Source organism: Paraglaciecola sp. 20A4, from assembly GCF_011378905.1.
GTDB lineage: Bacteria > Pseudomonadota > Gammaproteobacteria > Enterobacterales > Alteromonadaceae > Paraglaciecola.
This window is the reverse complement of the sequence record NZ_WTPY01000003.1, coordinates 268,064-294,171: the sequence shown is the minus strand read 5'-3', so window position 1 is coordinate 294,171 and position 26,108 is coordinate 268,064. Positions and strand designations below refer to the sequence as shown.

Below are 26,108 nucleotides of genomic sequence, written 5' to 3'. Positions count from 1 at the left end.
TTCTACAAATTAACAATCTGATTTTTCTGCATTTAGCCATGCGATAACTCCTTTATTACCGTATAATCGCGCCCGAAGAAATAACTGGATCGGTATATGTTTGAATTTTTAGTCACCACGTCTAAGGGGCTCGATGAGCTTCTTGCCAAAGAAATATCTGCGCTGTGTCCGCAATTATCCGTAAAAACCAAGCCTGGTCAGGTGTTGTTTAGCGGTGAAATTGAGCACGCATACAAAATTTGCTTGTGGTCGCGTTTGGCCAATCGGGTATTGCTTAAGGTTGCAGAAGGCCACGTGGATGTCGCTGATGACGTATATCAAATCACCAGTAGCGTAAATTGGACATCGCATTTCAGCGTTGATAGTACATTTGTCGTCGACTTTGTTGGCGCCAATCATTGTATTAACAATACCCAATTTGGTGCATTGAAAATTAAAGATGCGGTTGTAGACCAATTTAATGAATTGTTCGAATCACGACCCTCGGTGAGTAAAATTGATCCCGATATTCGCTTGCAAGGGAGAATGTGGAGTGACAAGTTAACGGTTTATCTTGATTTGTCAGGGCACAGTTTACATCAACGTCATTACCGTGTGAAAACTGGCTTAGCGCCTGTAAAAGAGCACATTGCTTGCGCTATGTTGGTGCGCAGCGGTTGGACGCAAAATAAAGCATTACCTTTGCTTGACCCTATGTGTGGTGCGGGCACCATTGCGATTGAAGCGGCGCTTATGGCTGCCAATATTGCCCCAGCGCTGAAGCGCAAAGACTGGGGCTTCACGCGCTGGCTTCAACATGATGCTACGTTATGGCAATCACTGTTAACCGATGCAGAATCAAAGATTGTTGAGTCAACTAGTGTGATTTGCGCAAGTGATATCGACCACGGTGTTGTTGCCATTGCTAAAGAAAATGCCGATGCTGCTGGGGTATTCTCAGCTATACAATTTAACACCATAGATGCATGCAAAGTGACGCCGCCTAAAGGACAGGCACCAGGTTATATTGTTAGTAATCCGCCTTACGGTGAAAGACTGAGTGAAATTACCGCTTTGCTTCCGTTGTTCCAAGATTGGGGAGTGAATCTTAAAGAACATTTCAAAGGTTGGAATTTATCTTTATTGACGTCTAATCGAGATTTGCTGCGCAGCATGAAAATGTTCGCTAACAAAGAATATAAGTTGATGAACGGCAAATTAGAATGTCAGTTGGTTAACTTCGCATTAGATGAAAAGAACTGCGTTACCAGAGAAGTATCACTTAATAATAATGACTTTGCTAATCGCTTGACTAAAAATCTCAAACGTCTCAGTAAATGGCTTAAAACGGAAAATACCAATTGTTACCGTATTTACGATGCAGATTTGCCAGAATACAACGTAGCAATCGACCGCTATGGAGACTGGCTAGTTGTGCAGGAATATGCTGCCCCGAAAGATGTACCTGCAGCGAAAGCGAAGCGACGTTTACATGAAGTGATTGTGGCATTGCCCAGCTGTGTTGATGTGCCATCAGAACAGATTGTGATGAAGGTTAGGGCGCAGCAAAAAGGTAAAAGCCAGTACGAGAAAGTCTCTCAGACTCAGAAGACAGTTGAAGTGTATGAGAACGGTGCCAAGTTCAAGCTTAACTTGACTGATTACTTGGACACTGGATTATTTCTTGACCACCGGATAACACGCCAATTAGTCCAGCAGCGAGTCAAAGATAAAGACGTACTAAATCTTTTTGCTTATACCGGCAGTGTTTCGGTACACGCGGCCATAGGTAAGGCTAAATCAGTGACTACCGTTGATATGTCGAATACCTATGTGGATTGGGCAAAAGAGAATTTTGCGCTAAATAATTTAAAGGGACCCTATGAATTTATTCAAGCGGATTGCTTGACTTGGTTAGATAGACATAACAAACAGTATGATTTTATTTTTATCGATCCACCGTCGTTTTCTAATTCCAAACGTATGGATACAACATGGGACGTTCAGCGCGACCATTTAGCATTGCTCAGTAATGCCGTAAGATGTTTACGCCCTGGTGGGGAAATCATGTTTTCCAATAATTTACGCCAGTTTAAATTGGATGAAGAGGGCATCGGCAAGTTAGGTCTGAGTATTCAAGATTTTACCCAGAAAACCTTACCTGAAGACTTTAAGCGTAATCCAAAGATACATGGATGTTGGGTGTTTACCCTGAATGTCTAATGTAACCATCTTGTTATACTCCGGCAAAGATTGCTGCCTGTGTGATGAAGCAGAAGTTATTTTAAATTACGCGGCACCAGACGCATCTTATAACAAGGTTGATGTTAGAGCGTCTACAGAGTTATATCATTTATACGGTGCACGTATCCCAGTACTGAAAAGGTTAGACACAGAGCTTGAGCTCGAGTGGCCTTTCAATGAACAACAATTAAGAGAGTTTTTGTCTTGAGTTTATTACAACTTAAAAATGCCAGTATTATTTTCGGTCACCCACCTTTATTAAGTGGTGTGGAATTAGTAATCCATCCAGGTGAACGTGTGTGTCTTGTTGGCCGAAACGGTTGCGGTAAGTCCACATTATTAAAAATTATTGCTGGAGAATTGAAACTAGACGATGGCCAGAGATTAGTCGGCAATCAAGTTAAAATTTCACGTTTACCGCAGGATCCACCGCAAAGTGTAGATTGCAGTTTGTTTGATTATGTAGCCGAAGGCATGGCTGAGGTAGGGGAGATCCTGAAAGCGTATTTCCATCAGACTCATGTTATTGCTACCGATTACAGCGAAGCACAGATGGACAAGCTCGAAAAGTTGCAGCAACAACTTGATCATCATAACGCCTGGCAGTTTGAACAAAAAATAATGCAGGTGTTAACCCAGCTCAAACTTGACCCAGATCAACAGTTGTCTTCGCTTTCAGGCGGCTGGCGCCGTAAAGCGGCACTTGCAAGAGCACTTGCTAATCAGCCTGATATTTTATTATTAGATGAGCCTACTAACCACTTAGATATTAGTATGATCAAATGGTTGGAAAACACGGTCCTTGATTATCAAGGCGCAGTGGTTTTTGTCAGCCATGATAGGGCCTTTATACGTAACGTTGCCACACGTATTGTTGATTTAGACCGTGGACAACTGGTTAGTTATCCTGGTAACTATCAAGAGTATTTGGATAAAAAGGCCCATGACTTAGAAGTTGAAGAAACGCAAAACGCCTTGTTCGACAAAAAATTGAGTCAAGAAGAAGCCTGGATAAGACAAGGTGTTAAGGCTCGTCGCACACGTAACGAAGGGCGCGTTCGTGCATTGAAAGCATTACGTAATGAACGCAGTGAACGACGTGATGTAACAGGTCGTGCTGTTGTCACACTTGGCCAAGGACAAAACTCAGGCAAGATTATCTTTGAAGCTGAAAACCTTAGCTATCAAATCGACGATAAAAATATTGTCGACCACTTAGACTTCACCATCTTCCGCGGCGATAAAATTGCCCTTATCGGCCCTAATGGTTGCGGTAAGAGTACGCTGATAAAACTATTGCTAGAACAACTAGAGCCAACGTCAGGCACGGTGCGTTGCGGTACCAAAATAGAATTAGCCTATTTCGATCAGCATCGCTCGCAACTTGACGTGTCGCTCAAAGTGATTGACGCCATTGCTGATGGTAAGCGTGAAGTAGAGATAAACGGCAGCAGCAAGCACGTTATTAGCTATTTACAGGACTACTTGTTTACACCAGAGCGAGTGAATGTGCCTGTGAGTTCATTATCGGGCGGCGAAAAGAACCGTTTGTTATTAGCCAAATTAATGCTTAAGCCAAACAACTTACTTATTCTCGATGAGCCAACCAATGATCTCGATGTAGAAACCTTAGAGTTACTAGAAGATATACTCGGTAATTATAAAGGTACGCTTATCTTGGTTAGCCATGATAGAGAATTTGTCGACAACGTTGTGACTTCAAGCCTGTTTTTTGAAGGCCAAGGTAAAATTAAAGAGTTTGTCGGTGGCTATGCCGATATTTATCAATGGTATGCTGCAAACGCGGTATCAAAACAAGCAAATAAAAACAAAACTGAAACTTCTAAACAAAGTGATAGTCCTAAGACCAAGCCTCAAAGTAAGCCGAGTAAAAAATTATCGTATAAGCAGCAACTTGAACTCGAAAAACTGCCTCTTTCAATCGATAAATTAGAAAAAGAAATCGCGCAATTACAATCGCAAATAAGCGATGGGGATTTTTTCAAGAAAGATAACGACGCTACATCCAAGATACTAGCCCAACTTGCTGATGCTGAAAGCAGCTTGACCGAGGCTTATGCGCGTTGGGATGAGCTCGAAGCTTTAACTGAATAAAATAACATATAAAAGAAATCAGGATTTTAAATGAATAAAACTAGATTGGCAGCATTCGCATTTTCTGCATTGACGATATCCTTGGCTAATGCCGCGCAATACAATGTGGTTGAGCTCGAAACAAATAACGTAGGCTTGAATACCTTCCCAAGTGATATCAACGCCAGTGGGCAAATCGCTATTAATGTTTCAATACCGTTTAATCCACCTATTGATGCATCGTTACTAAATTTCGAGTCGCAAACGCTTATTGATAACTTGACTGATATTGAAGCAGCGAAAATAGGTAACTATAACGACGCTGATTATACATTTCTATATGGATTACTGACGGCTGATGCCAACAGTGAAGGTCTAACCATTCAACAAATTGCTAATCGCCATGCTTATGTTGAATCAGACAATAACAGCGCTTTAATCCCTGGCTTTGATGTACTTGATGCAAACACAAACGAGTATACCTTTAGCAACGATACACTTGTGCGAGGAATAAATGACTCGGGTACGACGGTAGGTAGCAGTTTCGACGTATTTTACACCTTAGATTACACCTTAGAATCAGGTACTGATATTACCTATGTAGTGAATGATTTTTACAGCCGTGCATTTGCCACAGTGAATAATACAACCATTGAATTGCCTCCCATTGATGATACGGCAGGGGGCCTGAGTGTAGCCTATGACGTAAACAACAGTAATCAGGTTGTTGGCTACAGTACGACTACACTTTTAGACGGTTCTACACTGCAGACTTCAGTTGATAATTGTAATGATGAAGATGTCCGTGGAGACGAGCCAGCGGAAGTCTGCCTACGTCGAATTAACTTAAGTTCTGCATCTGCTAGTGGTGAGAAATCGTTAAAGTTCAACTTTCAGCGCCGAGGTACTATTTGGCAGTTGGATAATCAAGGGCAGATCATTAGCACGAAAGAGCTAGGCTTGGCTTATACCCCTGAAGAAGACGACACCAATGGTTATGAAAGCAAAGCTTTAGCGATCAATGATAACGGTGTAGCCGTAGGTGAATCCTCAGGTCAATATCGCGATACTAATTTTATTCGTACCTTTGCTGCTATTTATGAAGGCGATACAGTCACTGAGATTACGGATGACCAAACCTATACATCAAGTACCGCAACGGACATTAATAATAGTGGTTTAGTGGTTGGTTCAGCGGTTAAGCAGGTTAATGGAATCTCGCGTAGCAAATTTTTTATACATGATATAAATACTGATGAAACCGTTTTCCCAGAAGATTTTTTCTTGGGCTCATCGAGCTTTGCCAATGCCATCAACGATGCTGGCATAGTGGTAGGTAAAGGCGAGATAGAAGCAGGTGTATCGGCCAGAAGAAGCCACGCCTTTCGATTTGATAGCAATTCGTCTGAATTTATCAACATGAATGATTTAATTCAATGTAATTCACCTTATACGTTAGTGAATGCCACAGGCATCAATAATGACGGTGTGATTGCAGCTTCAGCTCTAGTGCGCACACAGTCTAAAAATATTTTTGGTGATGTGGTGCTAGACAGCAACGGTGATGAAGTCATAGTTGATAGAATTATCAGTGTTCGCTTAGAGCCAATTGCGGGAGGCTTTATCGAGGACTGTGATGTGACAGAACCTGGTGACGACAAAAGCGACAATGACACTGACCGTCAAGGAGCGGGTTTTGGTCTTATCTCACTGTTCGGCCTAATGGTAATAGCAATACGCAGACGTATAAAGTTGTCGTAAAAAAAACTGACTCCTGAAGCCCGCATTTAGCGGGCTTTTTTGTGGATGTTTAGTTTTTTATTACTAAATACAATAAATAATCTGTCTAATATTCGAATTGAGTTTATTAAATTTATATTAATTAAATCAATGTCCTGTCGCTATTTTCTGATTATATTAGCCAAACGCTATTGAACCAATATGCCTGATCTACTATCTCTATACACGTGCTTAATTTAAGCACGGTTATCGCTACGTAAAAATAGGAAACTCGATGAAATGAAGAGACAAAAGAGAGATAAACTTTCCAGAGCGCATTCAAAGGGATACCACGCAGGCATTTCCGGTAGATCTAAAGAAAACTGTCCATTTCAAGCCACGACGGCTCGTTCAGAATGGTTAGGAGGGTGGCGAGAAGCCATGGGAGACCGAAGCGTCGGTCTTAAATTCTAGTTAAATGTAGCCCCTTACGGGGCTTTGTTTTTTACAGCAAAAATTTGCGGTTACTGTTTTTGCTTAGACTTTGCTTAGAAAGTGCTCGTATCTTGAAACAAGCCCACTTTAAGATTTTTAGCTTGATAGATTACGCGGCCATCAACAGACACTTCACCGTCGCCAATTCCCATATACAATTTACGCTTAATCACACGTTTCATATCGATACGGTAAGTGACTTTCTTAGCTGAGGGAAGTATTTGACCTGAAAACTTAACTTCACCCACACCCAAAGCACGGCCTTTTCCTGGTCCGCCACACCAACCTAAGAAGAAGCCAACTAACTGCCACATTGCATCTAGGCCTAAGCAGCCTGGCATCACGGGATCGCCAGGGAAATGACAATCGAAAAACCATAAGTCTGGCGAAATATCTAATTCGGCAATGATAACGCCTTTTCCATGCTCTCCTTCTTCCTCAGAGATATTAATAATACGATCCATCATTAACATGTTTGGTGCAGGTAGCTGGCTATTACCAGGACCAAATAACTCACCTCGACTGCAGGCTAATAATTCTTCTTTTGTAAAACTGCCTTGATTCATTGTCATAGTATTCCGAGTCTAATATTTTTAAAGGACGTAATTTAGCGAACACTTGTAAGCTAAACAACTCTGAGCAGTTAATTATTTTACATCTCTGCCATAGTAATGGATGATATCAGCGAATTTATCATCATTTTAACCTTAATAATGACATTGTAATGAAAAATCCCAAAATGGTTGCCAATGCTCAGAAGCAACGCAGATTTAGAGAGCGTCAAAAAGAATTAGGAAAACAACAAGTTCGTGGTTATGTAACCCCTCAAGGTATGGAGAGCTACAAAGAACTATCTGCGAAAACAGGTTGGTCTGACAGTGAATTATTGTCTAATGCGTTACGCATAACCTATGCAGCCTATAAGTGTGGGCAAATAAAGCTGTTAAACGAGTGGCTTAAAGACAACGATAAATAAGTATAAATAATTAACAGAAAATAGCGCTTAAAAAGGCCAGAACTTATCTATCTTTGTCACACGCTTTGTTTAGTTACTTATAAGTGGTAGTCAACTGACGTTTATATGCAGCACTTTTTAAATTTTTTTCCACTGCCACATAAACAACTATCATTGCGTTGGGGTTTGTACACGCCACCGTCTTCAAATAATACTCCTGAGTCATACCGCCATTGATCTTCTTCACGGAAAAACTTCGAACGCTCGTGCATCTGGTAAATTACGTTGTTTTGCCGGTAATAGGCAACAAATTCAACTTCACCTGCCTGAGTGCGATTGTCTGTAAACGTGTCTAATACATCTAAACGAAGCCAATGGCTGTCGTCACCGCCTTGAGATAATACTTGCAAGGTCAAATTTTTGCGCTGGGTGATAGTGTAGGTATCTAAAATGTACTGGAAGTTCTTTGTGGCATATGCGCTAAAACGTGAGCGCATAAGCTGTTCAGGTGTCTCAGGACAGCTAACATTGTGTATATAAGGTTTGCAACACAGCTCAAAGGTGCGGCCGCTATTACAAAAGCATAAAGGATCATTCATTTATTCTAGTTAACAGCAAAAAATATCGCCATTTCCTCCATATCGTTACAAGATCAATAAATAGATTATACACTTTTGACAATGGAGATAACGCTATTGTTCAGCGCTAAGCTAAGCATAATTGTTTGCCTTTATGTATTAATGCACACATCCGTATTGTTCAGTAAACATACTCAGTTGTTTAGCCATGGACCTTTTATCACGCTAGCTTGATTTTGCGTCATTAAATTAACCACATTTACGTTGTGAATAGCACATAGTTGAGTGAGACGTATTTGATTCATTTCGTCTAGGTGTAATTGCTCAACGTAAATATTGGCACATTGTTCAGCGGTAATAAGTTTCTCTAACCAAATAGCCATTTGCGCCTGAGTGGGTTTTTTTAGCTTAATGCAGCGCGTGTTAGGGTGAGTAAACGCAATATTATCTGCAATAAGATACGACCATTTTGTTTTACTTTCGCCCCTAAGAATTGTTTGTAAGCGTTTTTGATTAAAAACTGAAACACTGTCGAAGTGGCTAATTTTAGGGTTTGATATTGCATGTACGCTGGCCATTTGCTTTTACCTGTTTGTTTATACAGTGGTTGCAAATACAATAGTACTGTATAAAAACACATGCAAGTTATTTTTTGCTTATTTGCGTATTATTTATTCGATTTTTTACCCAACGTTTTAACTTACCTCGTCTGTAAAGCAGCAGTGATAAGGTTAAGAGTATATAGATAAGCGGTTCTATTACATCTGACTTAACTGACCATAAGAAGTGAAGAGCCACAAGCCCCACCGCTAGATAAACCCAATTATGTAGTTTTTGCCAACGTTGGCCTAAATTGCGCTGAGCTTTTTTGTTTGATGTTAAAGTGAGACAAAACAAAATTATCCAGGCGACAAAGCCTACCGTTATATAAGGGCGTTTGACTATTTCGCTCAGTAAAAGCGACCAGTCGAGTTGTAAATCGAATAATACGTAACTTGCCAGATGAGCAAATGCATAACTGAAACTATACAGCCCAAGTAATCTGCGAACATTGATAAGTAAGCCTTGCTTAAATTGTCGCGCAAGGGGGGTGATAAGTAATGACAGCAACAGCAACTTAAACGCACCTAGACCAGTAAAATGTATAAGTGCGGTGACGGGATCGCCGCCTAATTGGTCATTAAAAGCTTGATAATACGTTATTAGTAAGGGCAACAATGCCCCTAAATGAATGCCAAGTTTTAACCAAGGCACGTGTGCCTTGGTTAGCTTAAAGGAAGGAGTCTTTGCCATTAGAAATTTTTTCTTAGATCCATGCCTTGATAAAGCGATGCCACTTCATCGTAACCGTTGAACATCTTGGTATCTATTCGATTTCGCGAGAACAAACCGGCCGAGCTAATGCGGCGTTCGCTAGCTTGACTCCACCGGGGGTGGCTAATCTCAGGATTCACATTGGCATAGAAGCCATATTCGCTGGCTGCTAAAATATTCCACGTTGTAGGCGGGCGTTTATCGGTTAGGCGAATACGGGTAATAGACTTGATACTTTTAAAGCCGTATTTCCAAGGCACTACGAGTCTAATTGGTGCGCCATTTTGAGCAGGTAACGTCTTACCATAAAGTCCAACAGAAAGTAGGGTAAGAGGATGCATGGCTTCGTCTAAACGTAATCCTTCAACATAAGGGTACTCAATACCGCCACCTGCAAAGCGATTTTTTTGCCCCGGCATTTGCTTAGGATCATATAACGTTTCAAATGCAACGTATTTGGCTGAGCTTAACGGTTTGGCTTTTTTGATTAATGCCGCCAATGAAAAACCAATCCATGGAACGACCATGGACCATGCTTCAACACATCGCATGCGATAAATTCGTTCTTCAAGAGGAAATTGGCTGAAAAGTTCATCGTAATTTAACGTAAATGGTTTCTCAGCTAACCCTTCTACGCTCAGGCTCCACGGGTTCACTTTGAACTGTTGAGCATTTTCAACCGGATCTGATTTAGCTGTACCAAACTCATAAAAATTGTTGTGAGTGATTATTTTCTCTTCGGGCGTAAACGCCTGGCTCTGTTGCTGTTTTGCCGCCGGGGCATAGTCAAGCGCTCGGGTTTTAAATGTCTTTTTATCGTCGTCAGAGAAAAAACTAGCTTGAGCAGATTGACTAGTGAGTAGCGCTGAAGCACCGACGAATCCCATAGATTTAAGGATGTCACGGCGCTGGTTGAATACCTTCTCGTCGGTGATTTCGCTCTCTTTGACAGCGCTTGCTTTGGGTACATTGATTAACATGGTGGCCTTAATTGCGTTAAATACCTTAATGATTACTACTAAGGACAATGAATTAAGACCAAAAATTTCAATTGTTTTTAATCGGCAGCTAAAGTCCTATGCTATCGGGAATAACACCACTTTTGGGAATAAACAAATTTGCGTACAGGCGCGAGGCAAATTCATCTGTCATACCGGCAATATAATCACAAATTATACGCATTCCGTTATATTCGTTCTGCGCATTAAGCCAGCGAAGGCGAGTATTTTCTGGCAATAAACGCTCAGGATCTGATGCGAAGGCTTCAAATAGCCCCATCACAACTTGCTGTCCTTTGTATTCCAGTATTTGTATTTCTGGTTTGCGGATCACCCGCTGATAAACAAACTGTTTAAAGATAGACAGAGCCTGTTCAAACTCAGGTTGGAATACTGCGTTGTATTTGAGCAAGTCATGCTCAAAGGCAGGATCCGTTTGGATTATTTCTATATTGGTAATGAAACTATTGACCAGCGCGCCTATCGCATCTTTGCGTTCGTGATGGTGCTTACTGAACAGTTTTTTAGCGAGCATTGAAATATGCCCAGCCAACCATGTTTCACTTAATGCCTCTATTGGTTCAACAATTTGTTCTTCAAACTGCGGTAGGTTAACGATCCCCATAACAATGGCATCTTCTAAGTCGTGTATGCCATAGGCGATATCGTCGGCCAGTTCCATAATTGAGCAGTCAAAGGATTTAAATGTGGTTTTATGGTGTCGCTGCAATGAGGTACTCGGCGCTATCTGGCAAAGTAAGGCTTGATCTTGCAAAGACAAAGGCTGCAATAGCCAGTCAAACATTCCCTTCTCACATGCATACAGCCCCTTAGGGGGAACCCAATCAGCGGCTTTAATATTGCGATGTGATGAAGTGTATATATTCGTGTCTGCTAAGGCAGGTTGGATGTTGGTTAATGGTTCAATAAAGTTTGGATACTTTACCAGCCCAAGTAAAGTTCGGCGACTGAGGTTCATTCCATGAGATGGGGTATAAGGCTCTAACTTGGTAACGATTCTGAATGTTTGTCCATTTCCCTCGAAACCACCATATTCACGCATCATGAAATGCAGAGCAATCTCACCGCCATGGCCAAAAGGAGGGTGTCCAATGTCATGCGCTAAACACAAGGCTTCAATTAGCGTGTCGTTAAGGCCAAGTTTATCTGTAAGAATTGGATGTTTTTGGCGAAGCTGTGCAGCAATTCCCTGACCTATTTGCGAGGCTTCAAGGGAGTGGGTCAATCGTGTGCGATAGAAATCGCTCATGCCCACGCCCAATACCTGCGTTTTGGCTTGCAGACGTCTAAATGCCGCAGAGTGCAGTATACGGGCTTTGTCACGTTGAAACGGTGAGCGATGATCGCCATCACGTTGTACTTGCTGTGAAAAATGTCTCGCTGACCACATGTTAGGTTGCTGCATGGACGTTTATACCTCTGTGAATACCTCTGGGAATGATTGTTTTGCCGGAATTCCCTTACCTGTTGTCGCTCAATATATACCACCGTAAATGTACTGTAAAAACGCATTGTCTTGATAGGCAATAGATTTATGCCCTAGCGCAGTATAAAAAACGCTAAGGCATAGAATTGGTGGTACTAAGAAATAGCATGAAACTAGTCCATACCGTCACCTGTATTGTTCCTCGGCGGAGCATAATGTATATGCTTGTTTTTATGGGAATTAACAACCACGCCAAATGCTACTGCAGGTAGATTGAGCGGTTACCCTACGTCAGTTAAAAAGCCATTTTTGGCTGATCACAGGGTAGGTTGCTGCACGGACGTATCATGCTTTAAATATATCGCTAAGAATTATTATTTCGCTGGGATCCCTTTTCCTGTTGCTGCCCAATATATCCCGCCGTAAATATGCTGTAGAAATGCATTGTCTTGATAGGCAATTGGTTTATGTCCCAACGCAGTATAGAAAGCGCGTCCACCATCGAATTGGTGATACCACGAAATAGGATGAAACGTACCCATGCCATCGCCTATATTGTCTCCCCACTGAGCATGAGGAGCAAAAGTATTCTCATCTACTGTTAGGAGGTAATGTAAGTTTTTGCTTTGAGCAGGGCCAAATTCATACCATTCATCAGTCCACAGCAATGTGTTAGGCAAATACTCCAGTCCAGGAAAATCTCTAGAGACAACCTTCATCTGTGCGCTTTGTACTTCAGGATGGATTTTAAACACATGCCCCACCAGCTGATTATACCAAGGCCATGTTTTCTCTGTATCGGATGCGCTATGGATCCCCACAAATCCTTTACCGGATTGAATAAACCGTTGTAGTGCTGATTCTTGCGGCGTATTTAATATATCGCCAGAAGTAAGCAAAAATACCACCGCATCATAGTTTTTAAGGTTGTCATCATTAATAAGTGTTGCATCTTCTTGCCAGTCAACCCCAAAATGATGTTTAGTCCCTAGGGTCTCAATGGCTTGTACTGCGCCGTTGATTGACTTGTGATGCCATTCGGCTGTCTTGGTAAAAAGTAATATATTAAATTGCTCGGCATGCGCAAGAGATGATGTGATTAATAAGCTGGCGCATAGAATGATGGTGGCGCTTTTCATAAGGTAACGTCCATTTTCAAGTTGACCAGCGATATTATTGGCTTCTTGTAGAAATAGTATTCAGTTAGTTCATTATTCCATTAACAAATTTTGTGTAGCGTTTATCCGCTATGTTTAAAGCGCATTATCTTCTTGGGTAATCTCGTCCAAACTTAAGCTAAAGCTAGGTACATAAGCGCGCATAAAATAATCCACTTCCTCGGAATGGTAATCTTTAAGAATTTTATCTAAACGTTTTTTTGCTAGGCCAAACTCCTGATTACCTGCAGAGAGTTCCTCTAAGGTTTTTAAATACGCGCAGATAACATCAGCGGCTTTGATGATGAAGGCTTCCGTTTCATCTTGGCCTTCATGCTGTATCAGTGCCGCGTAGTCTTCTTTAAAATCGGCCGGTGCCATATCAATGAGTTTTTGCTCGGCTATTTTTTCAATCTTTTTATATTCAGCTTGAATAGCTGGATTGTAGTATTTTACAGGGGTAGGTAAGTCGCCGGTTAGCACTTCAGATACATCGTGAAACATCGCTTGCGTGGCTATTTTGTATGCGTTGACCTTTCCGTCAAAATATTTGTTGCGAATTAATGCTAATGAATGGGCGACCATAGCGACTTGCAAACTATGTTCTTGTACATTTTCCGTTCTTACATTGCGCATTAACGGCCAGCGATTAATGAGTTTCATGCGTGATAGATGGGCAAAAAAATGACTTTTTTGTGGGGTACTCATAATAGTTAGTCAGCCTGGCGGTAGTGTTTAAAGAAATTTGCAATACGCTCAATTGCCGGGCGCAGTACATCAACATGTGGAAGAAAGACTAAGCGGAAAAAGCAGCCCTGGGATAAATTGAATGCGTTACCGTGTACCAGTAATACTTTTTCACTGCGTAGCAAGTCCATAATCATTTGCTCGTCACTGTGAATATTGAATTTTTCAGCATCGACTTTAACAAAGCAATACATGGCACCGTTAGGCGCCACGCATTCAAGTCCATCAATTTGATTGAGCATAGTGGTGGCTAAGTCTCGTTGTAGTTTAAGACGACCGCCATCAACAATCAGATCATTGATGCTTTGGTATCCACCTAATGCGGTTTGAATGGCGTGTTGGCTCGGTACGTTGGCGCACATGCGCATTGACGACAACATGTTTAACCCGTCTATATAGTTTCGGCCAAGTGCTTTATGTCCACTTACCACAAGCCAGCCCGCGCGGAACCCTGCAACCCGATAATTCTTAGACAGTCCTCCAAGGGTAATAAAAAAGATATCCTCCGCCAATGCAGCGATACATTGATGTTTAGCGCCGTCATACAGAATTTTGTCGTAAATTTCGTCACTAAAGACCATTAATTCGTGCTCTCGAGCAACGTCAATTATCTTCAGTAGTAATGCCTTACTATAAACTGCGCCAGTTGGATTATTTGGATTGATAAGAACGATAGCCTTAGTATTCGCCGTGATCTTATTCTTGATGTCATCTATATCTGGCTCCCATCCAGCGTTTTCGTCGCAGCGATAATGTACTGGTTTACCCGAAGACAAACTGACGGATGCGGTCCACAGTGGGTAATCCGGGCTTGGCAGTAATACTTCGTCCTCGTCATCAAGCAATGCTTGCATCGCCATTACGATAAGCTCGCTTACACCGTTGCCAATATAGATATCATTGACCGATATATTTTTAATTTGTTGTTGTTGGTAATACTGCATCACAGCAACACGCGCTGGATAAATGCCCTTGGAATCTGAATAACCTTGGGATTTTGGTAAATGATGAATAACATCTTTCAAAATATCATCCGGTGCCTCAAATCCAAATGAGGCAGGGTTACCAATATTAAGTTTTAAAATACGGTGGCCTTCATCTTCCATTTTTTGAGCTTGCTCTAAAATAGGGCCGCGAATGTCATAACAAACGTTATCGAGTTTTTTTGATTTTTTGAAAGTGCGCATGATCATGATGTATAACAAAAGGTGGTAGCAAGAGTAATACAGGGCACTAGGGTATGTTAAGTATAATTGCGCCTTCGGGACGATTATTTGCGTATTCTATGTCGTTTCCAGTAATAGGCGTTAATGCTACTAAAGCCTGGGGGCATGGCGATGTGTTACGGGCAGTTAAAACACGGATCGTCGAGATCCACGAAAACTCTCCTGACAGTGGCAATTTTTACCTGACAAGTTTGATTTATAGGATTAGTCTTAAAGAGCAGTAAGATAAAACAGACACAAATTCCCTTTTGTTTGGAGTACCTCTCTATGTCACAGTCTTTTAAAGAAGCCCCGCAAAATGCCATAACCGGTAGCAGTATTGCTCGCGTCATACCCTGTAGGGAATTGACTATTACCGATCCTATTAATTGGCTCAGGTTGGGTATTCAAGATGCTATACGCGCCCCTATATTGACGTTAATTTTTGGATTGTTTTTTGCCGTTATCCCGTGGTTTATCACCTATTTAGTTGAACTAACAGGTTGGCACCTCGTTATTTTACCTGCCATCGTGTGCTTTATGCTCATTGGACCGTTTTTAGCTGCAGGTCTCTACGATATCAGTTGGGAATTGGAGAAAGGGCATAAACCCTCCTTGTGGCACAGTATTAAAGCGGTTAAACGTAACGCAGTGAACGAGTGGGGTTTAGGCATCTTATTAATGGTACTGATGATTTTTTGGTTACGTGTTGCATCATTGATACATGCTTTATATCCCCCTTACCTAGATGAGAACTACGAGAACTTATTTCCGTTTTTAGCGTTAGGAGGGGTAATCGGGGCAGGTTTTACATTGTTAGTCTTTTTTCTTAGCGCATTTACTCAGCCTATTTTAATGGAGCGTAAGGTAGACTTGGCTACCGCGGTATTAACCAGTATGAATACCGTTTGGAGTAATAAAATTCCAATGCTGTTTTGGGCGAGCATTATTTTAGTATCCGTGTTAATCGGCTTCGGAACCCAATTCTTTGGGTTTATTATATTAATGCCTATTATTGGTTATGCTACTTGGCATGGTTATATTGACAGCGTTGAAGTTAAGCGTAAGCGTTTATACGCATAATTCTTTTTTAGTGTCTTAAACGCTGCCTGTGTTAGGTATGGTCACCCACATAGGCGGCGAACACTTTATCTTATATTCAGCCGTTTTGCGCTGTGCACCCTGTTATTTCACTATTTTCGCCTTCATTAATCATTTCCTCTAGCACGAACGTCTCTACAGCATGGTTTTACCGATAAAGTGGTCAGAAAAAAAGGCGGATGAACATCATGTTTTCGTACGTTAATTAGGTTAAGCATTCTTTCTTTCAGTCATTTCGTTACTAATTTGGAAATGTCCTATCCTTAAATTCACATTACTATTAACACTCAAATAACAATTTTTAAACATCGTCTATCGTGACGGTGTTAGATAAATTAAGAGGGTTCGTGGTGAAAGATAGAAATCATCTCTTCGATGTGGGAATTAGTCATACGGTGAATATCATCGATAAAGGGACCGTAGATATTCCCATGCTACAAATTTTACAGCCCGATGGTAGTGCCCATAGTGATGCGCAGATGCCAGATATGAGTCAGGAAACGGCCCATAAAATATTTCAAACCATGCATTATATACGGGTGCTCGACGAGCGTATGGTCGGAGCTCAGCGTCAAGGGCGAATCAGCTTCTATTTGGCTTGTAGTGGTGAAGAGGCATCAACGGTAGGCAGTGCTGCGGCGCTAAGTGAACACGATATGATAATGTCCCAATACCGAGAGCAGGGAGCGTTAGCATATCGAGGTTACCGTACTGAGCAATTTATGAATCAAATGTTCAGTAACAAGCTTGATCCCAATAAAGGTCGTCAAATGCCTATTCATTACGGGGATAAGGCGTTGAACTTCATGACTATCTCATCACCACTGGCGACGCAAATTCCTCAAGCTGCCGGCTATGCTTACGGTCAGAAAATGGCAGGTAACCAGGCCATAACCATTTGCTACTTTGGGGAAGGTGCTGCATCAGAAGGTGATTTTCATGCAGGGCTGAATATGGCTGCTGTACTGAGTTGTCCCGTTATTTTCTTTTGTCGTAACAATGGCTATGCCATATCGACTCCATCGAGTGAGCAGTTCTGCGGGGATGGAATTGCCGCTCGCGGATTGGGCTACGGTATCAAAACCATTCGCGTTGACGGCAACGATGTACTAGCTGTTTATCTCGCCACGCAAAAAGCGCGAGAAATTGCCCTAACTGAAAATTGTCCTGTGTTAATCGAAGCGATGACTTATCGCCTTGCCGCGCATTCTACATCTGACGACCCGACGGGTTATCGCTCAAAAGAAGAGGAGCAAAAATGGCGGGAGAAAGATCCCGTGCAACGTTTTGAAAATTGGATGAAGAGCAAAGGTTGGATAAACGAAGAGCAACATAAGCAATTTATTGAACAAACCCGCCAAGAGGTTTTAGCAGCAATGAAAAAAGCTGAACAAGTCGATATTTGTGAGATTGATGATTTGGTTAACGATGTTTACGACATGCCACCTTGGCATTTACAAGAACAACTGAGTCAATTGAAAAAACATATTCGCTTATATCCTGATGCTTACCCGAAGACTGCCGGGAGAATTCGCCATGATTAAAATGAATATGCTACAAGCAATCAACGATGCTTTGGTTACCGCAATGAACGACGATGAAAAAGTCATGGTATTTGGCGAAGATGTAGGTCATTTCGGTGGTGTATTTAGAGCAACAAGTAATTTACAACAAAAGTTTGGTAAAGGGCGCTGCTTTAATACGCCATTAACAGAGCAAGGCATTATTGGTTTTGCCAATGGTCTTGCGTCTCAGGGCTCAGTACCCGTCGCTGAAATACAATTTGGCGATTATATTTTCCCAGCATTTGATCAAATCATTAACGAAACCGCTAAGTTTCGTTATCGCTCAGGTGGACAATTTACGTGCGGTACACTCACCATACGAACACCTTATGGTGGTGGTATTGCTGGTGGTTTATATCACTCACAATCCCCTGAAGCCTTTTTTGCTCATATACCTGGAATGAAAGTGGTGATCCCTCGTAATCCTTATCAAGCCAAAGGACTATTATTAGCTTCTATTAGAGATGATAACCCAGTGTTGTTTATGGAGCCTAAGCGCTTGTATCGTGCGTCAGTGGGAGAGGTACCAGAAGAGGACTATGAGTTGCCACTTGGCAAGGCAGATGTTGTTAAAGAAGGGGAACATATTACCTTACTCGCGTGGGGAGCTCAGGTCGATGTTATTGAAAAAGCAGCTGAAATGGCTGAGAAAGACGGCATATCATGTGAAATCATCGACTTGCGCAGCATTTTGCCATGGGATGCTCACACCGTTAGCGAATCAGTTAAAAAAACCGGACGTCTGATTATTAATCATGAAGCTCCTCAAACGGGCGGCTTTGCCAGCGAGATTTCTGCCACCGTACAAGAGCGATGTTTCTTATATTTGGAGTCGCCTATCACGCGTGTTTGTGGCTTAGATACGCCTTATCCTTTAGCCCATGAAAAAGAATACATGCCGGATCATCTAAAAACGTATGAAGCAATTAAACGTTGCGTGAATTATTAATCATCAATATCGAGGAATAGCTGAAATGAAAGATTTTATCTTGCCAGATATTGGTGAAGGGATAGTGGAATGTGAACTACTAGCATGGTTAGTATCAGAAGGGGATATCATCGTCGAAGACCAACCAGTTGCTGAGGTTATGACGGATAAAGCCACGGTGCAAATTCCTGCCATGTACAGTGGTAAAGTGCATAAGCTTTATTACCAAACAGGCGAAATCGCACAGGTGCATAAGCCTCTGTTTGCAATGGACATTGACCTTCAAAGCGACGACGCTCGAATGCCTGATAGCCAAGATCTTGGTTCACAAGAGGCTCTTATGCCAGAGACGGATTCTACAACAAGTCATAAAGACAATGCCCCTGCGTTACGCGAACATCAAAGTAACGTGCCGGCTCATAGTGGGTATATTGAAACGTTTATCTTGCCAGATATTGGTGAGGGAATTGTTGAATGTGAATTGGTTAAATGGTTGGTCAGCGAAGGCGATGACATAGTCGAAGATCAGCCGGTGGTTGAGGTGATGACTGATAAAGCGCTGGTAGAAATCCCAGCAAAATACAGTGGTACAGTGGTGAGTCTGTGTTATCAACAAGGTGAAATTGCGAAAGTACATTCTGCTCTTTTTACCATGCAGGTGACAGAAGCTAACAGCGTAGAAGGTGACATTAAATCAAGTTTAGATTTGCCTGTCTCTACTGCTAACAAAGCGCAGAAAGACGAAATAGGCAACCGAGAAACTAAAACGGTTACAGATAATGGCGTTAACCTTAATCATAAAGTGTTAGCCAGTCCTGCAGTGCGTCGTGTCGCAAGAGAAAAAAGTATTGATCTATCACTTGTTCATGGTTCGGGTGATAAAGGCCGTATTTTAAAGAGTGACTTAATGCAAAAGCCGGTTGAGGTTGCAAAAACCAGTACAACATCGGTAGTGACAAAAAGCACAAATCAAGGACAAACTAGGGTAGAGCGCATAAGCGGTATTAAAGCGGCGATGGCGAAACAGATGGTGAACAGTGTTTCAACTATCCCGCATTTTACTGTGAGTGAAGAAATACAGATGGATGCCTTGATAGCGTTACGTGCTCAGTTAAAAGATGATTTCACCGTACAAGGGGTTAAATTAAGTTTTATGCCGTTCTTTATTAAAGCGATGTCTATGGCACTTAAAGCTTTCCCGGTCATTAATAGTCAAGTGAATGATGATTGCACTGAATTGACCTATTTTCACGATCATAATATTGGTATGGCAGTGGATGGCAAATTCGGATTAATGGTGCCAAACATAAAAGGGGTGCAAGACATGTCCCTTTTAGAAATAGCCGTAAGGGCAGGTGAATTGATTGAGCAAGCGAGGCAAGGCAGACTAAAAACAAGTGATTTAACCGGTGGTACCATAAGCATATCCAATATTGGCGTGTTAGGTGGAACGGTTGCTACACCTGTTATTAATCATCCGGAAGCAGCGATTGTTGCATTAGGGAAAATTCAACGTTTACCTCGTTTTGATGAGCATGACCAGGTGCGTCCAGTCAATATAATGCATGTGAGTTGGTCTGGTGATCATCGCATAATTGATGGAGCCACTATGGTGAGGTTTAATAATCTTTGGAAATCTTATATAGAAAAACCGATGACCATGCTCAGTACAATGCGTTAGGGAATGATTCATTATTAAGCGTTTGGTCAGCTAGGTAAGCCGTTACACAAACCCGCATTATGCGGGTTTGCTTTTACTTACTTTTACTTTTGCTTAAGCATAGGTTACAGGTAAACTAGCCAGCTACAGGCTATTTAAGTCTATTAACGTATTGCACAATAAGGAATGAATCAGTTGTTTAGTTATCGCCACGGCTTTCATGCAGGTAATCATGCGGATGTGTTAAAACACATTTGCCAGATGTTGATCATCGACAAGTTAAAACGTAAAGACAAAGGATTTACCTATATTGACACACATAGCGGTGCCGGTATGTACGATTTGGCTTCTGAGCAAGCCCGAAAAACCAATGAATTCAAGCAGGGGATTACGCGACTAGTCGACTACGCCGGTGCTGAACCAACACTTTTAGCCTATCAAGAGTTAACGGCCAGTTATATTAAACATCAGCAATACCCTGGCTCACCAGAAATAGCACGTGTGCTAATGCGTGAACAAGATAGCTTGCACTTGATGGAATGGAATAATCAAGAAGTTGTTAACCTTAAGCGCCAAATAAGAGGCCATAACGTAGCAGTACATCACAGAGATGGCTACGAAGGATTGATCGCTTTGACACCACCTGAATTGAAACGTGGTTTGGTACTCACTGACCCTTCTTATGAAACCCCAGACGATTATCAACAAGTCGTCGACAGCATTAGCAAAGCTTACAAGCGCTGGCCTACAGGCATTTTTGCTATTTGGTATCCGTTATTATCTAAACGGGACGATGAGCAAAGCGATGGTTTTGAGCGAGCAACGTCTAAACATCAAAAAAGTCAGCAGATGCTTGAGGCGCTTAGTCAAGTGGGTTTTAAAAACTTACTACAAGTAGAGCTAGCAGTACAAGATCCCAGTACGTACGCTGGTATGTACGGGTCAGGTATGGCAATCATTAATGCGCCGTGGCAATTAGATGAACAAATTAGTGATTGTTTAGCTGAGCTAACCCCCTTGTTAGCGCAAAACAAAAGTGCGTCTTACCTAGTCAATTGGCTGGTGGCAGAGGCTTAACGGAAAATTTAGGTATCGATCATCCACATGGTTTCCCAAACTGATCTAAAACACTTTTATATCCCGGACGAGCAATCTATTTATTTGCTATCCCATAAAGATGCGCAAAAGCTCAAGGCTTGGTTTAAGTTATGTACCGAGCAACTTGAGCGGTTGGGCTATCGAGATATTGAGTTGATTGGTAAAGGAGCCTTTGGGTTCGCATTTGCCGGTACCCCAAAGTTAGATCAAGAAAAACAGTACGTTTTTAAATTCTCTCGGGCCAATTTACCGCAACATGTACAAGACCGCCTTGAAGAAGAAGCCTATATGCTGGGTCACGTTAGGCACCCTCATGTGCCCGGATTAATAGAGTTTCAGCGAGTTAAAAAGCAATCTATCTTGGTAATGCAACGCGCAAAGGGAAAGGATCTCGAAAAAATATCATTGGAGTATGGACCTTTATCACCCCGGCTGGTGGTTAAAATAGCCGTTCAACTCAGTGATATTTTACAAACGTTACGAACTTTTACTGAAAACGGCCAAATAAAGCCTATTGTTCACGGTGATATTAAGCCGTCAAATATCGTGTTTGACCCACTGACTGAAGAGGTAGGCCTAATTGATTGGGGTTCCTCGGTCTTTGCACAGTTAGACGAGCAGGGTAATTATTTAGCAAATAATGTGATGGATTTAATGTCCAGTGATATGCAACAAACCAATGCTCGTTTAGGGGATGTGTATTTTATTGGTCCAGAGCAATTGAGTGGTAATTTATCCTCACCGCGCTTCGATGAACAAGGCCTTGCAAGTACCTTGTATGCATTAGCTTCTGGGCAGTCAAGCCGGTTTGGTGCTCAGGTCATTCGACCAAATGCCCTTGGTTTGCCTAAAATTCTAGGAGAGATACTGACAGCGATGCTCAGTGACGATGAACAAAAAAGGGCACAGGGCGGCGATTATTTACTGAACAATACTCATTATTTGAAAAACATGGTATTTCACCCCAAAGATCCGCCCCTTAGCGCCCCCCTTATTCCAGGCTGGTGTCATCCAAAAGCACGAGAAATAGACACGGTGGTTTATAGCTCACGTAAATCCTTTCTACGAGCTGAAGCATATCAAAGTACAGAGCAGCTTCGTTATCTTAACGACGAGCAGTTCGAACGTTATTATAAAAACTACTTGCAAGGTATGGGGGAAACTGAAAAAGCATTTATTTCAGAGGTGAGTCGATTAGGTAAATATCCGGTGGTTGGCGGTTTAGCTGTGCGCTGGGCACCGCAAGGGGTCTATATCGATTCAAGTTTAAATATCTATGATCCTGCATTAAAAAGTGCGTTTGATGCAACGGTTAATAATATCGTGACGTTGGCCCGATCTATTCATCGCGTAGGGGTGTTTAAAAGCTGTATGTTTAATGCGCGGGATACCCTTCATATTGAACGAGATGATGAGAGTGCGCCGTTTATTCCTGAATCTGGTACACATATTCCTTATGAGCTGAATAAAACGTCCGTTAAAGAAGACGAAAGTAGAATGCATTCTTACTTTGAAGATGGGGCCGATCCTGACGAGCTTCTGACATTGCCTGATGAACTGATGAGCATTATCCATCAGTTAAACGCCATACACCATACAGGTTGTATTATATTCGAGGCGTTGCCAACCCATCTAAAAATTCATAGCTATTACACCTTGTTAGATCATTCAGCGGTAGATGAATTTAAAACATTACTAAATGAAATTATTAACCTGGTGCCAACGATAAACGGGGTAGGTATGTCAGGTTTTATGAAACTACCTTATAAAGATACGCGTTTTTTCGAGCATCAAGCCCATTTACCTGATAAGTTTTATCCAAGAAATCCCTATGCAGATCGGGTAACGGTCGCGGATAAAATCCAGTAACAGCCATTATTATTGAAACCTTTTGAGAGATTATGAGCGATATTAAATTAGTAGATTTATTAACATTAGAAAAAATAGAGGAAGGTTTGTTTCGTGGGCAAAGTTGGGATCTCGGCTTTCGCGCATTGTTTGGTGGGCAGGTTATGGGGCAAGCCATTGCTGCTGCACAACTCACATTACCAGAGGGACGCGTCGCTCATTCATTTCATGCTTATTTTTTGTTGCCAGGCGATGCGAAAAAGCCAGTGGTATTCGATGTGCAGACAGTCCGTGATGGGCGTAGTTTTTCAACGCGCAGAATCAAAGCTATTCAAAATGGTCGCAGTATTTTTTATATGACAGCCTCCTTTCAGCAGCCTGAGCCGGGTTTAGAGCATCAATTTGCCGTTATGCCGGATGTACCTTCGCCAGAATCATTGCCACGAGATACCATGTTTGATGAGGTGGCGCCAGAAAGCATGTCGACGCGTATGCGAGAGGCGCTTGGATACCACAAACCCATTGATATGCGCTCTGTACAGCAATTTGACTCTGCATCTTCAGGGATACATGAACCAAAACGCTATATTTGGATGAAAGCAGAAGAAGTGTTGCACGGTAATGTACATCTAAACCAAGCCATGCTGTCTTATGCATCTGACTACCATTTTTTATCTACCGCTACTCAGCCTCATGATGTCTCGGTAAGAGATAAAAACCTAATTATGGCCACTATTGATCACGCTGTATGGTTTCATCATCCGTTTGATTTTGACGATTGGTTATTATATTGCGCGGAAAGTCCGTTTAGTGGGGGCGCAAGAGGCTTAGTTCGGGGGCAATTCTTCAACCGTCAAGGAAAGCTAGTTGCATCAACTATGCAAGAAGGATTGATGCGTAAAATTTGAATAAGGAGTAAACATGTTGTATTCATTAGGCGATGATCGCGTCAGTGTTGGAAAAGATGTATTTATCGCACCAGGCAGTCATGTAATGGGTAAGGTGAAACTTGCTGATAACAGCAGTATTTGGTTTAACGCAGTATTACGTGGCGATTGCGATGTTATTTCAATTGGCGAGGGCAGTAATGTACAAGACGGTAGTGTACTGCACACCGACGTTGGCATACCGCTGACTATAGGAAAAGGGGTAACGATAGGCCACAAAGTGATGTTGCACGGCTGTGATGTGGGAGACTTCACACTTATCGGTATCAATAGCGTTATTTTAAATGGCGCTAAAATAGGTAAGCACTGTGTTGTTGGTGCAAACAGTCTTGTGACAGAAAATATGGTGATACCCGATGGCTCACTTGTGATGGGCTCACCAGCAAAGATAGTGAAAAGTATTCCTGACCAACAAAAGAAAATGTTAGAGGCCTCAGGAAAGCATTACGTTGAAAACGCCAAGCGTTTTTTACGGGATTTAACGCCGCAACAAGCATAGTTTTAATAATTAGTGTTCGTTCAAGAGTTTAACGTTTGGCAAGATTTTTTAGTATCAAGGCAAAAAAAACTCGGATCATAATAATCGATCCGAGTCTAAGGGAACGGCTCAATTAAGAGCCTAACGCTAACTATTTCCAATGTTCAAATAAAGTGTAGGTTAGTTATTGGTTTTTACTAATTTATTCCTTAGTTTATTACCTTTGTAAGTTTGAGTTGTTTTATTACCATCAGGTTAACAATAATAAGCATTCATAAACTCCTATATCACTACATTTTTCCATTCATCTTATTTATGTCGGATATGCAAGCCTTGTTGAAGGAGTCAATCAAGGTAATATAATCGGTAAATTAGTAAAAATAAGGCATAGCTACTCATGACAGTGCAATTTCACACTTTTATTCCTCCTGTTAGAACATTGATGGGTCCGGGACCGTCAGATGTTGATCCGCGTATATTAAATGCACTCTCACGTCCGACGTTGGGTCATTTGGATCCCGCATTTATACAGTTGATGGACGAAGTAAAACAGTTATTACAATATGCTTTTCAAACACAAAATCAGTTGACTATGCCAGTGTCGGCACCAGGTTCAGCAGGAATGGAAGCCGTATTTGTCAATTTACTCGAACCGGGTGATAAAGTAATTGTTTGCCAAAATGGCGTGTTCGGTGGGCGCATGCAACAAAATGTTGAACGATGTGGCGCGACTGCCATTATGGTGCAAGATACGTGGGGCAAGCCAACCGATATAAATAAGCTAGAAGACGCATTAAAAGCGAATCCAGATGCTAAAGCCGTCGCTTTTGTGCATGCTGAAACATCTACAGGGGTGCGCAATGACGCACAAGCGCTTTGTGCTTTAGCCAAACAATATAATTGCCTAACCATTGTCGACGCAGTGACCTCATTAGGGGGAATAGAACTTGATGTTGACGGTTGGCAGATAGACGCTATTTATTCTGGTACACAAAAGTGTTTGTCATGTGTGCCAGGTTTATCTCCCGTTTCATTTAGTCAACAAGCTGTAGAGGTCATTAAAGGCCGCAAAACTAAAGTGCAAAGTTGGTTTTTAGACATGGAATTAGTCATGGGGTATTGGGGACAAGGTGGTAAACGTGCTTACCACCATACCGCTCCGGTCAATAGCTTATACGCCTTGCACGAAGCACTGCGTATTTTGCACAATGAAGGTCTGCAATCGGCTTGGCAGCGTCATGCTGACATGCACCTGGCATTAAAAGCGGGTTTAGAAAATATCGGCCTTGAGTTTGTTGTCGAAGAAGCGTATCGCCTGCCACAACTCAATATGGTGAGCATTCCTCAGGGGATTGATGATGCGAAGGTTCGTGATCAGTTACTCAATGAATTCGGCCTTGAGATTGGCGCCGGGTTAGGGGAGTTAGCCGGTAAAGTATGGCGCATAGGGCTTATGGGCTATGGCTGCAATAAGAAAAACGTAGATTACTGTGTTAGTGCGCTAACAAGCGTTTTAAAACGTTAATTCTTCATATAGCAAGACAGACCCTA

At 41.9% G+C, this 26,108-nt stretch carries 25 protein-coding genes; 16 read left to right on the top strand and 9 right to left on the bottom strand.

Going from position 1 to position 26,108, the window contains the following annotated elements:
• Positions 1–96: 96 nt before the first annotated feature.
• The 5 genes from rlmKL to rmf all read left to right on the top strand — a co-directional run bounded on the left by rlmKL (position 97) and on the right by rmf (position 6,510).
• Complete coding sequence (gene rlmKL, locus GQS54_RS05705) at positions 97–2,202, top strand: bifunctional 23S rRNA (guanine(2069)-N(7))-methyltransferase RlmK/23S rRNA (guanine(2445)-N(2))-methyltransferase RlmL (protein ID WP_166423042.1); 2,106 nt, start codon at positions 97–99, stop codon at positions 2,200–2,202.
• The gene (locus GQS54_RS05700; protein WP_166423041.1) at positions 2,195–2,431 is read left to right on the top strand and encodes a glutaredoxin family protein; all 237 of its coding nucleotides are present in this window, start codon (positions 2,195–2,197) and stop codon (positions 2,429–2,431) included. The genes rlmKL and GQS54_RS05700 overlap by 8 nt, the downstream gene beginning before the upstream one ends.
• A complete protein-coding gene (locus tag GQS54_RS05695) occupies positions 2,428–4,338 on the top strand; it encodes an ABC transporter ATP-binding protein (RefSeq protein ID WP_166423040.1) in 1,911 nt (636 codons plus the stop codon). Before GQS54_RS05700 ends, GQS54_RS05695 begins: the two co-directional genes overlap by 4 nt.
• A gap of 30 nt (positions 4,339–4,368) precedes the next feature.
• Entirely contained in the window at positions 4,369–6,078 is a 1,710-nt protein-coding gene (locus GQS54_RS05690; protein ID WP_166423039.1) for a DUF3466 family protein, read from the top strand.
• A 258-nt stretch (positions 6,079–6,336) separates the two neighbouring features.
• Entirely contained in the window at positions 6,337–6,510 is a 174-nt protein-coding gene (rmf, locus tag GQS54_RS05685; protein WP_166423038.1) for a ribosome modulation factor, read from the top strand.
• A 74-nt stretch (positions 6,511–6,584) separates the two neighbouring features.
• Here rmf and fabA read toward each other — a convergent pair whose 3' ends face one another.
• Positions 6,585–7,103 carry a bifunctional 3-hydroxydecanoyl-ACP dehydratase/trans-2-decenoyl-ACP isomerase gene (gene fabA, locus GQS54_RS05680; protein ID WP_158770092.1) on the bottom strand — a complete coding sequence of 173 codons (519 nt, stop codon included), beginning with the start codon at positions 7,101–7,103 and terminating at the stop codon, positions 6,585–6,587.
• 167 nt (positions 7,104–7,270) lie between these two features.
• On the opposite strand from fabA, the gene GQS54_RS05675 reads away from it, so the two are divergent.
• Positions 7,271–7,507 (top strand): hypothetical protein, encoded by a 237-nt coding sequence (locus GQS54_RS05675; RefSeq protein ID WP_158772234.1) that lies wholly within the window; start codon positions 7,271–7,273, stop codon positions 7,505–7,507.
• A 101-nt stretch (positions 7,508–7,608) separates the two neighbouring features.
• Here the strand turns inward: GQS54_RS05675 and GQS54_RS05670 are convergent, their stop codons facing one another.
• The 8 genes from GQS54_RS05670 to GQS54_RS05635 form a co-directional block, all read right to left on the bottom strand.
• A complete protein-coding gene (locus tag GQS54_RS05670; protein WP_166423037.1) occupies positions 7,609–8,085 on the bottom strand; it encodes a YchJ family protein in 477 nt (158 codons plus the stop codon).
• 173 nt (positions 8,086–8,258) lie between these two features.
• Complete coding sequence (locus GQS54_RS05665; RefSeq protein WP_166423036.1) at positions 8,259–8,642, bottom strand: hypothetical protein; 384 nt, start codon at positions 8,640–8,642, stop codon at positions 8,259–8,261.
• A gap of 67 nt (positions 8,643–8,709) precedes the next feature.
• Positions 8,710–9,357, bottom strand: coding sequence for a protein-methionine-sulfoxide reductase heme-binding subunit MsrQ (gene msrQ, locus GQS54_RS05660; protein ID WP_166423035.1), 648 nt, complete (start codon positions 9,355–9,357; stop codon positions 8,710–8,712).
• On the bottom strand, positions 9,357–10,358 hold the full coding sequence (gene msrP / locus GQS54_RS05655) for a protein-methionine-sulfoxide reductase catalytic subunit MsrP (RefSeq protein WP_166423091.1): 1,002 nt from the start codon (positions 10,356–10,358) through the stop codon (positions 9,357–9,359). The genes msrQ and msrP overlap by 1 nt, the downstream gene beginning before the upstream one ends.
• Before the next feature lie 88 nt (positions 10,359–10,446).
• Positions 10,447–11,802, bottom strand: a complete 1,356-nt coding sequence (locus GQS54_RS05650; RefSeq protein WP_166423034.1) for an anti-phage deoxyguanosine triphosphatase — start codon at positions 11,800–11,802, stop codon at positions 10,447–10,449.
• Positions 11,803–12,197: 395 nt separating this feature from the next.
• Positions 12,198–12,962: a ThuA domain-containing protein gene (locus GQS54_RS05645; RefSeq protein ID WP_166423033.1), complete on the bottom strand. Its 765-nt coding sequence runs from the start codon at positions 12,960–12,962 to the stop codon at positions 12,198–12,200.
• 114 nt (positions 12,963–13,076) lie between these two features.
• A complete protein-coding gene (gene yfbR, locus GQS54_RS05640) occupies positions 13,077–13,688 on the bottom strand; it encodes a 5'-deoxynucleotidase (protein WP_166423032.1) in 612 nt (203 codons plus the stop codon).
• A gap of 5 nt (positions 13,689–13,693) precedes the next feature.
• Positions 13,694–14,914, bottom strand: coding sequence for a pyridoxal phosphate-dependent aminotransferase (locus GQS54_RS05635; protein WP_166423090.1), 1,221 nt, complete (start codon positions 14,912–14,914; stop codon positions 13,694–13,696).
• Between the two features lie 53 nt (positions 14,915–14,967).
• On the opposite strand from GQS54_RS05635, the gene GQS54_RS05630 reads away from it, so the two are divergent.
• The 10 genes from GQS54_RS05630 to GQS54_RS05585 all read left to right on the top strand — a co-directional run bounded on the left by GQS54_RS05630 (position 14,968) and on the right by GQS54_RS05585 (position 26,082).
• Positions 14,968–15,177, top strand: a complete 210-nt coding sequence (locus tag GQS54_RS05630) for a hypothetical protein (RefSeq protein ID WP_166423031.1) — start codon at positions 14,968–14,970, stop codon at positions 15,175–15,177.
• A gap of 43 nt (positions 15,178–15,220) precedes the next feature.
• On the top strand, positions 15,221–16,015 hold the full coding sequence (locus GQS54_RS05625) for a DUF2189 domain-containing protein (protein WP_166423030.1): 795 nt from the start codon (positions 15,221–15,223) through the stop codon (positions 16,013–16,015).
• A 368-nt stretch (positions 16,016–16,383) separates the two neighbouring features.
• Positions 16,384–17,577 carry a thiamine pyrophosphate-dependent dehydrogenase E1 component subunit alpha gene (locus GQS54_RS05620; RefSeq protein ID WP_166423029.1) on the top strand — a complete coding sequence of 398 codons (1,194 nt, stop codon included), beginning with the start codon at positions 16,384–16,386 and terminating at the stop codon, positions 17,575–17,577.
• Positions 17,570–18,547, top strand: a complete 978-nt coding sequence (locus tag GQS54_RS05615) for an alpha-ketoacid dehydrogenase subunit beta (RefSeq protein ID WP_166423028.1) — start codon at positions 17,570–17,572, stop codon at positions 18,545–18,547. Before GQS54_RS05620 ends, GQS54_RS05615 begins: the two co-directional genes overlap by 8 nt.
• A 25-nt stretch (positions 18,548–18,572) precedes the next feature.
• Positions 18,573–20,207 carry a dihydrolipoyllysine-residue acetyltransferase gene (locus GQS54_RS05610; RefSeq protein ID WP_166423027.1) on the top strand — a complete coding sequence of 545 codons (1,635 nt, stop codon included), beginning with the start codon at positions 18,573–18,575 and terminating at the stop codon, positions 20,205–20,207.
• A 174-nt stretch (positions 20,208–20,381) separates the two neighbouring features.
• Positions 20,382–21,263 (top strand): 23S rRNA (adenine(2030)-N(6))-methyltransferase RlmJ, encoded by an 882-nt coding sequence (gene rlmJ, locus GQS54_RS05605; RefSeq protein WP_166423089.1) that lies wholly within the window; start codon positions 20,382–20,384, stop codon positions 21,261–21,263.
• 27 nt (positions 21,264–21,290) lie between these two features.
• Positions 21,291–23,153, top strand: a complete 1,863-nt coding sequence (locus GQS54_RS05600) for a protein kinase (protein ID WP_166423026.1) — start codon at positions 21,291–21,293, stop codon at positions 23,151–23,153.
• Positions 23,154–23,185: 32 nt separating this feature from the next.
• Positions 23,186–24,040 (top strand): acyl-CoA thioesterase domain-containing protein, encoded by an 855-nt coding sequence (locus tag GQS54_RS05595; RefSeq protein ID WP_166423025.1) that lies wholly within the window; start codon positions 23,186–23,188, stop codon positions 24,038–24,040.
• A gap of 13 nt (positions 24,041–24,053) precedes the next feature.
• Positions 24,054–24,578, top strand: coding sequence for a gamma carbonic anhydrase family protein (locus GQS54_RS05590; RefSeq protein WP_166423024.1), 525 nt, complete (start codon positions 24,054–24,056; stop codon positions 24,576–24,578).
• Between the two features lie 376 nt (positions 24,579–24,954).
• On the top strand, positions 24,955–26,082 hold the full coding sequence (locus tag GQS54_RS05585) for an alanine--glyoxylate aminotransferase family protein (protein WP_166423023.1): 1,128 nt from the start codon (positions 24,955–24,957) through the stop codon (positions 26,080–26,082).
• Positions 26,083–26,108: the final 26 nt, after the last annotated feature.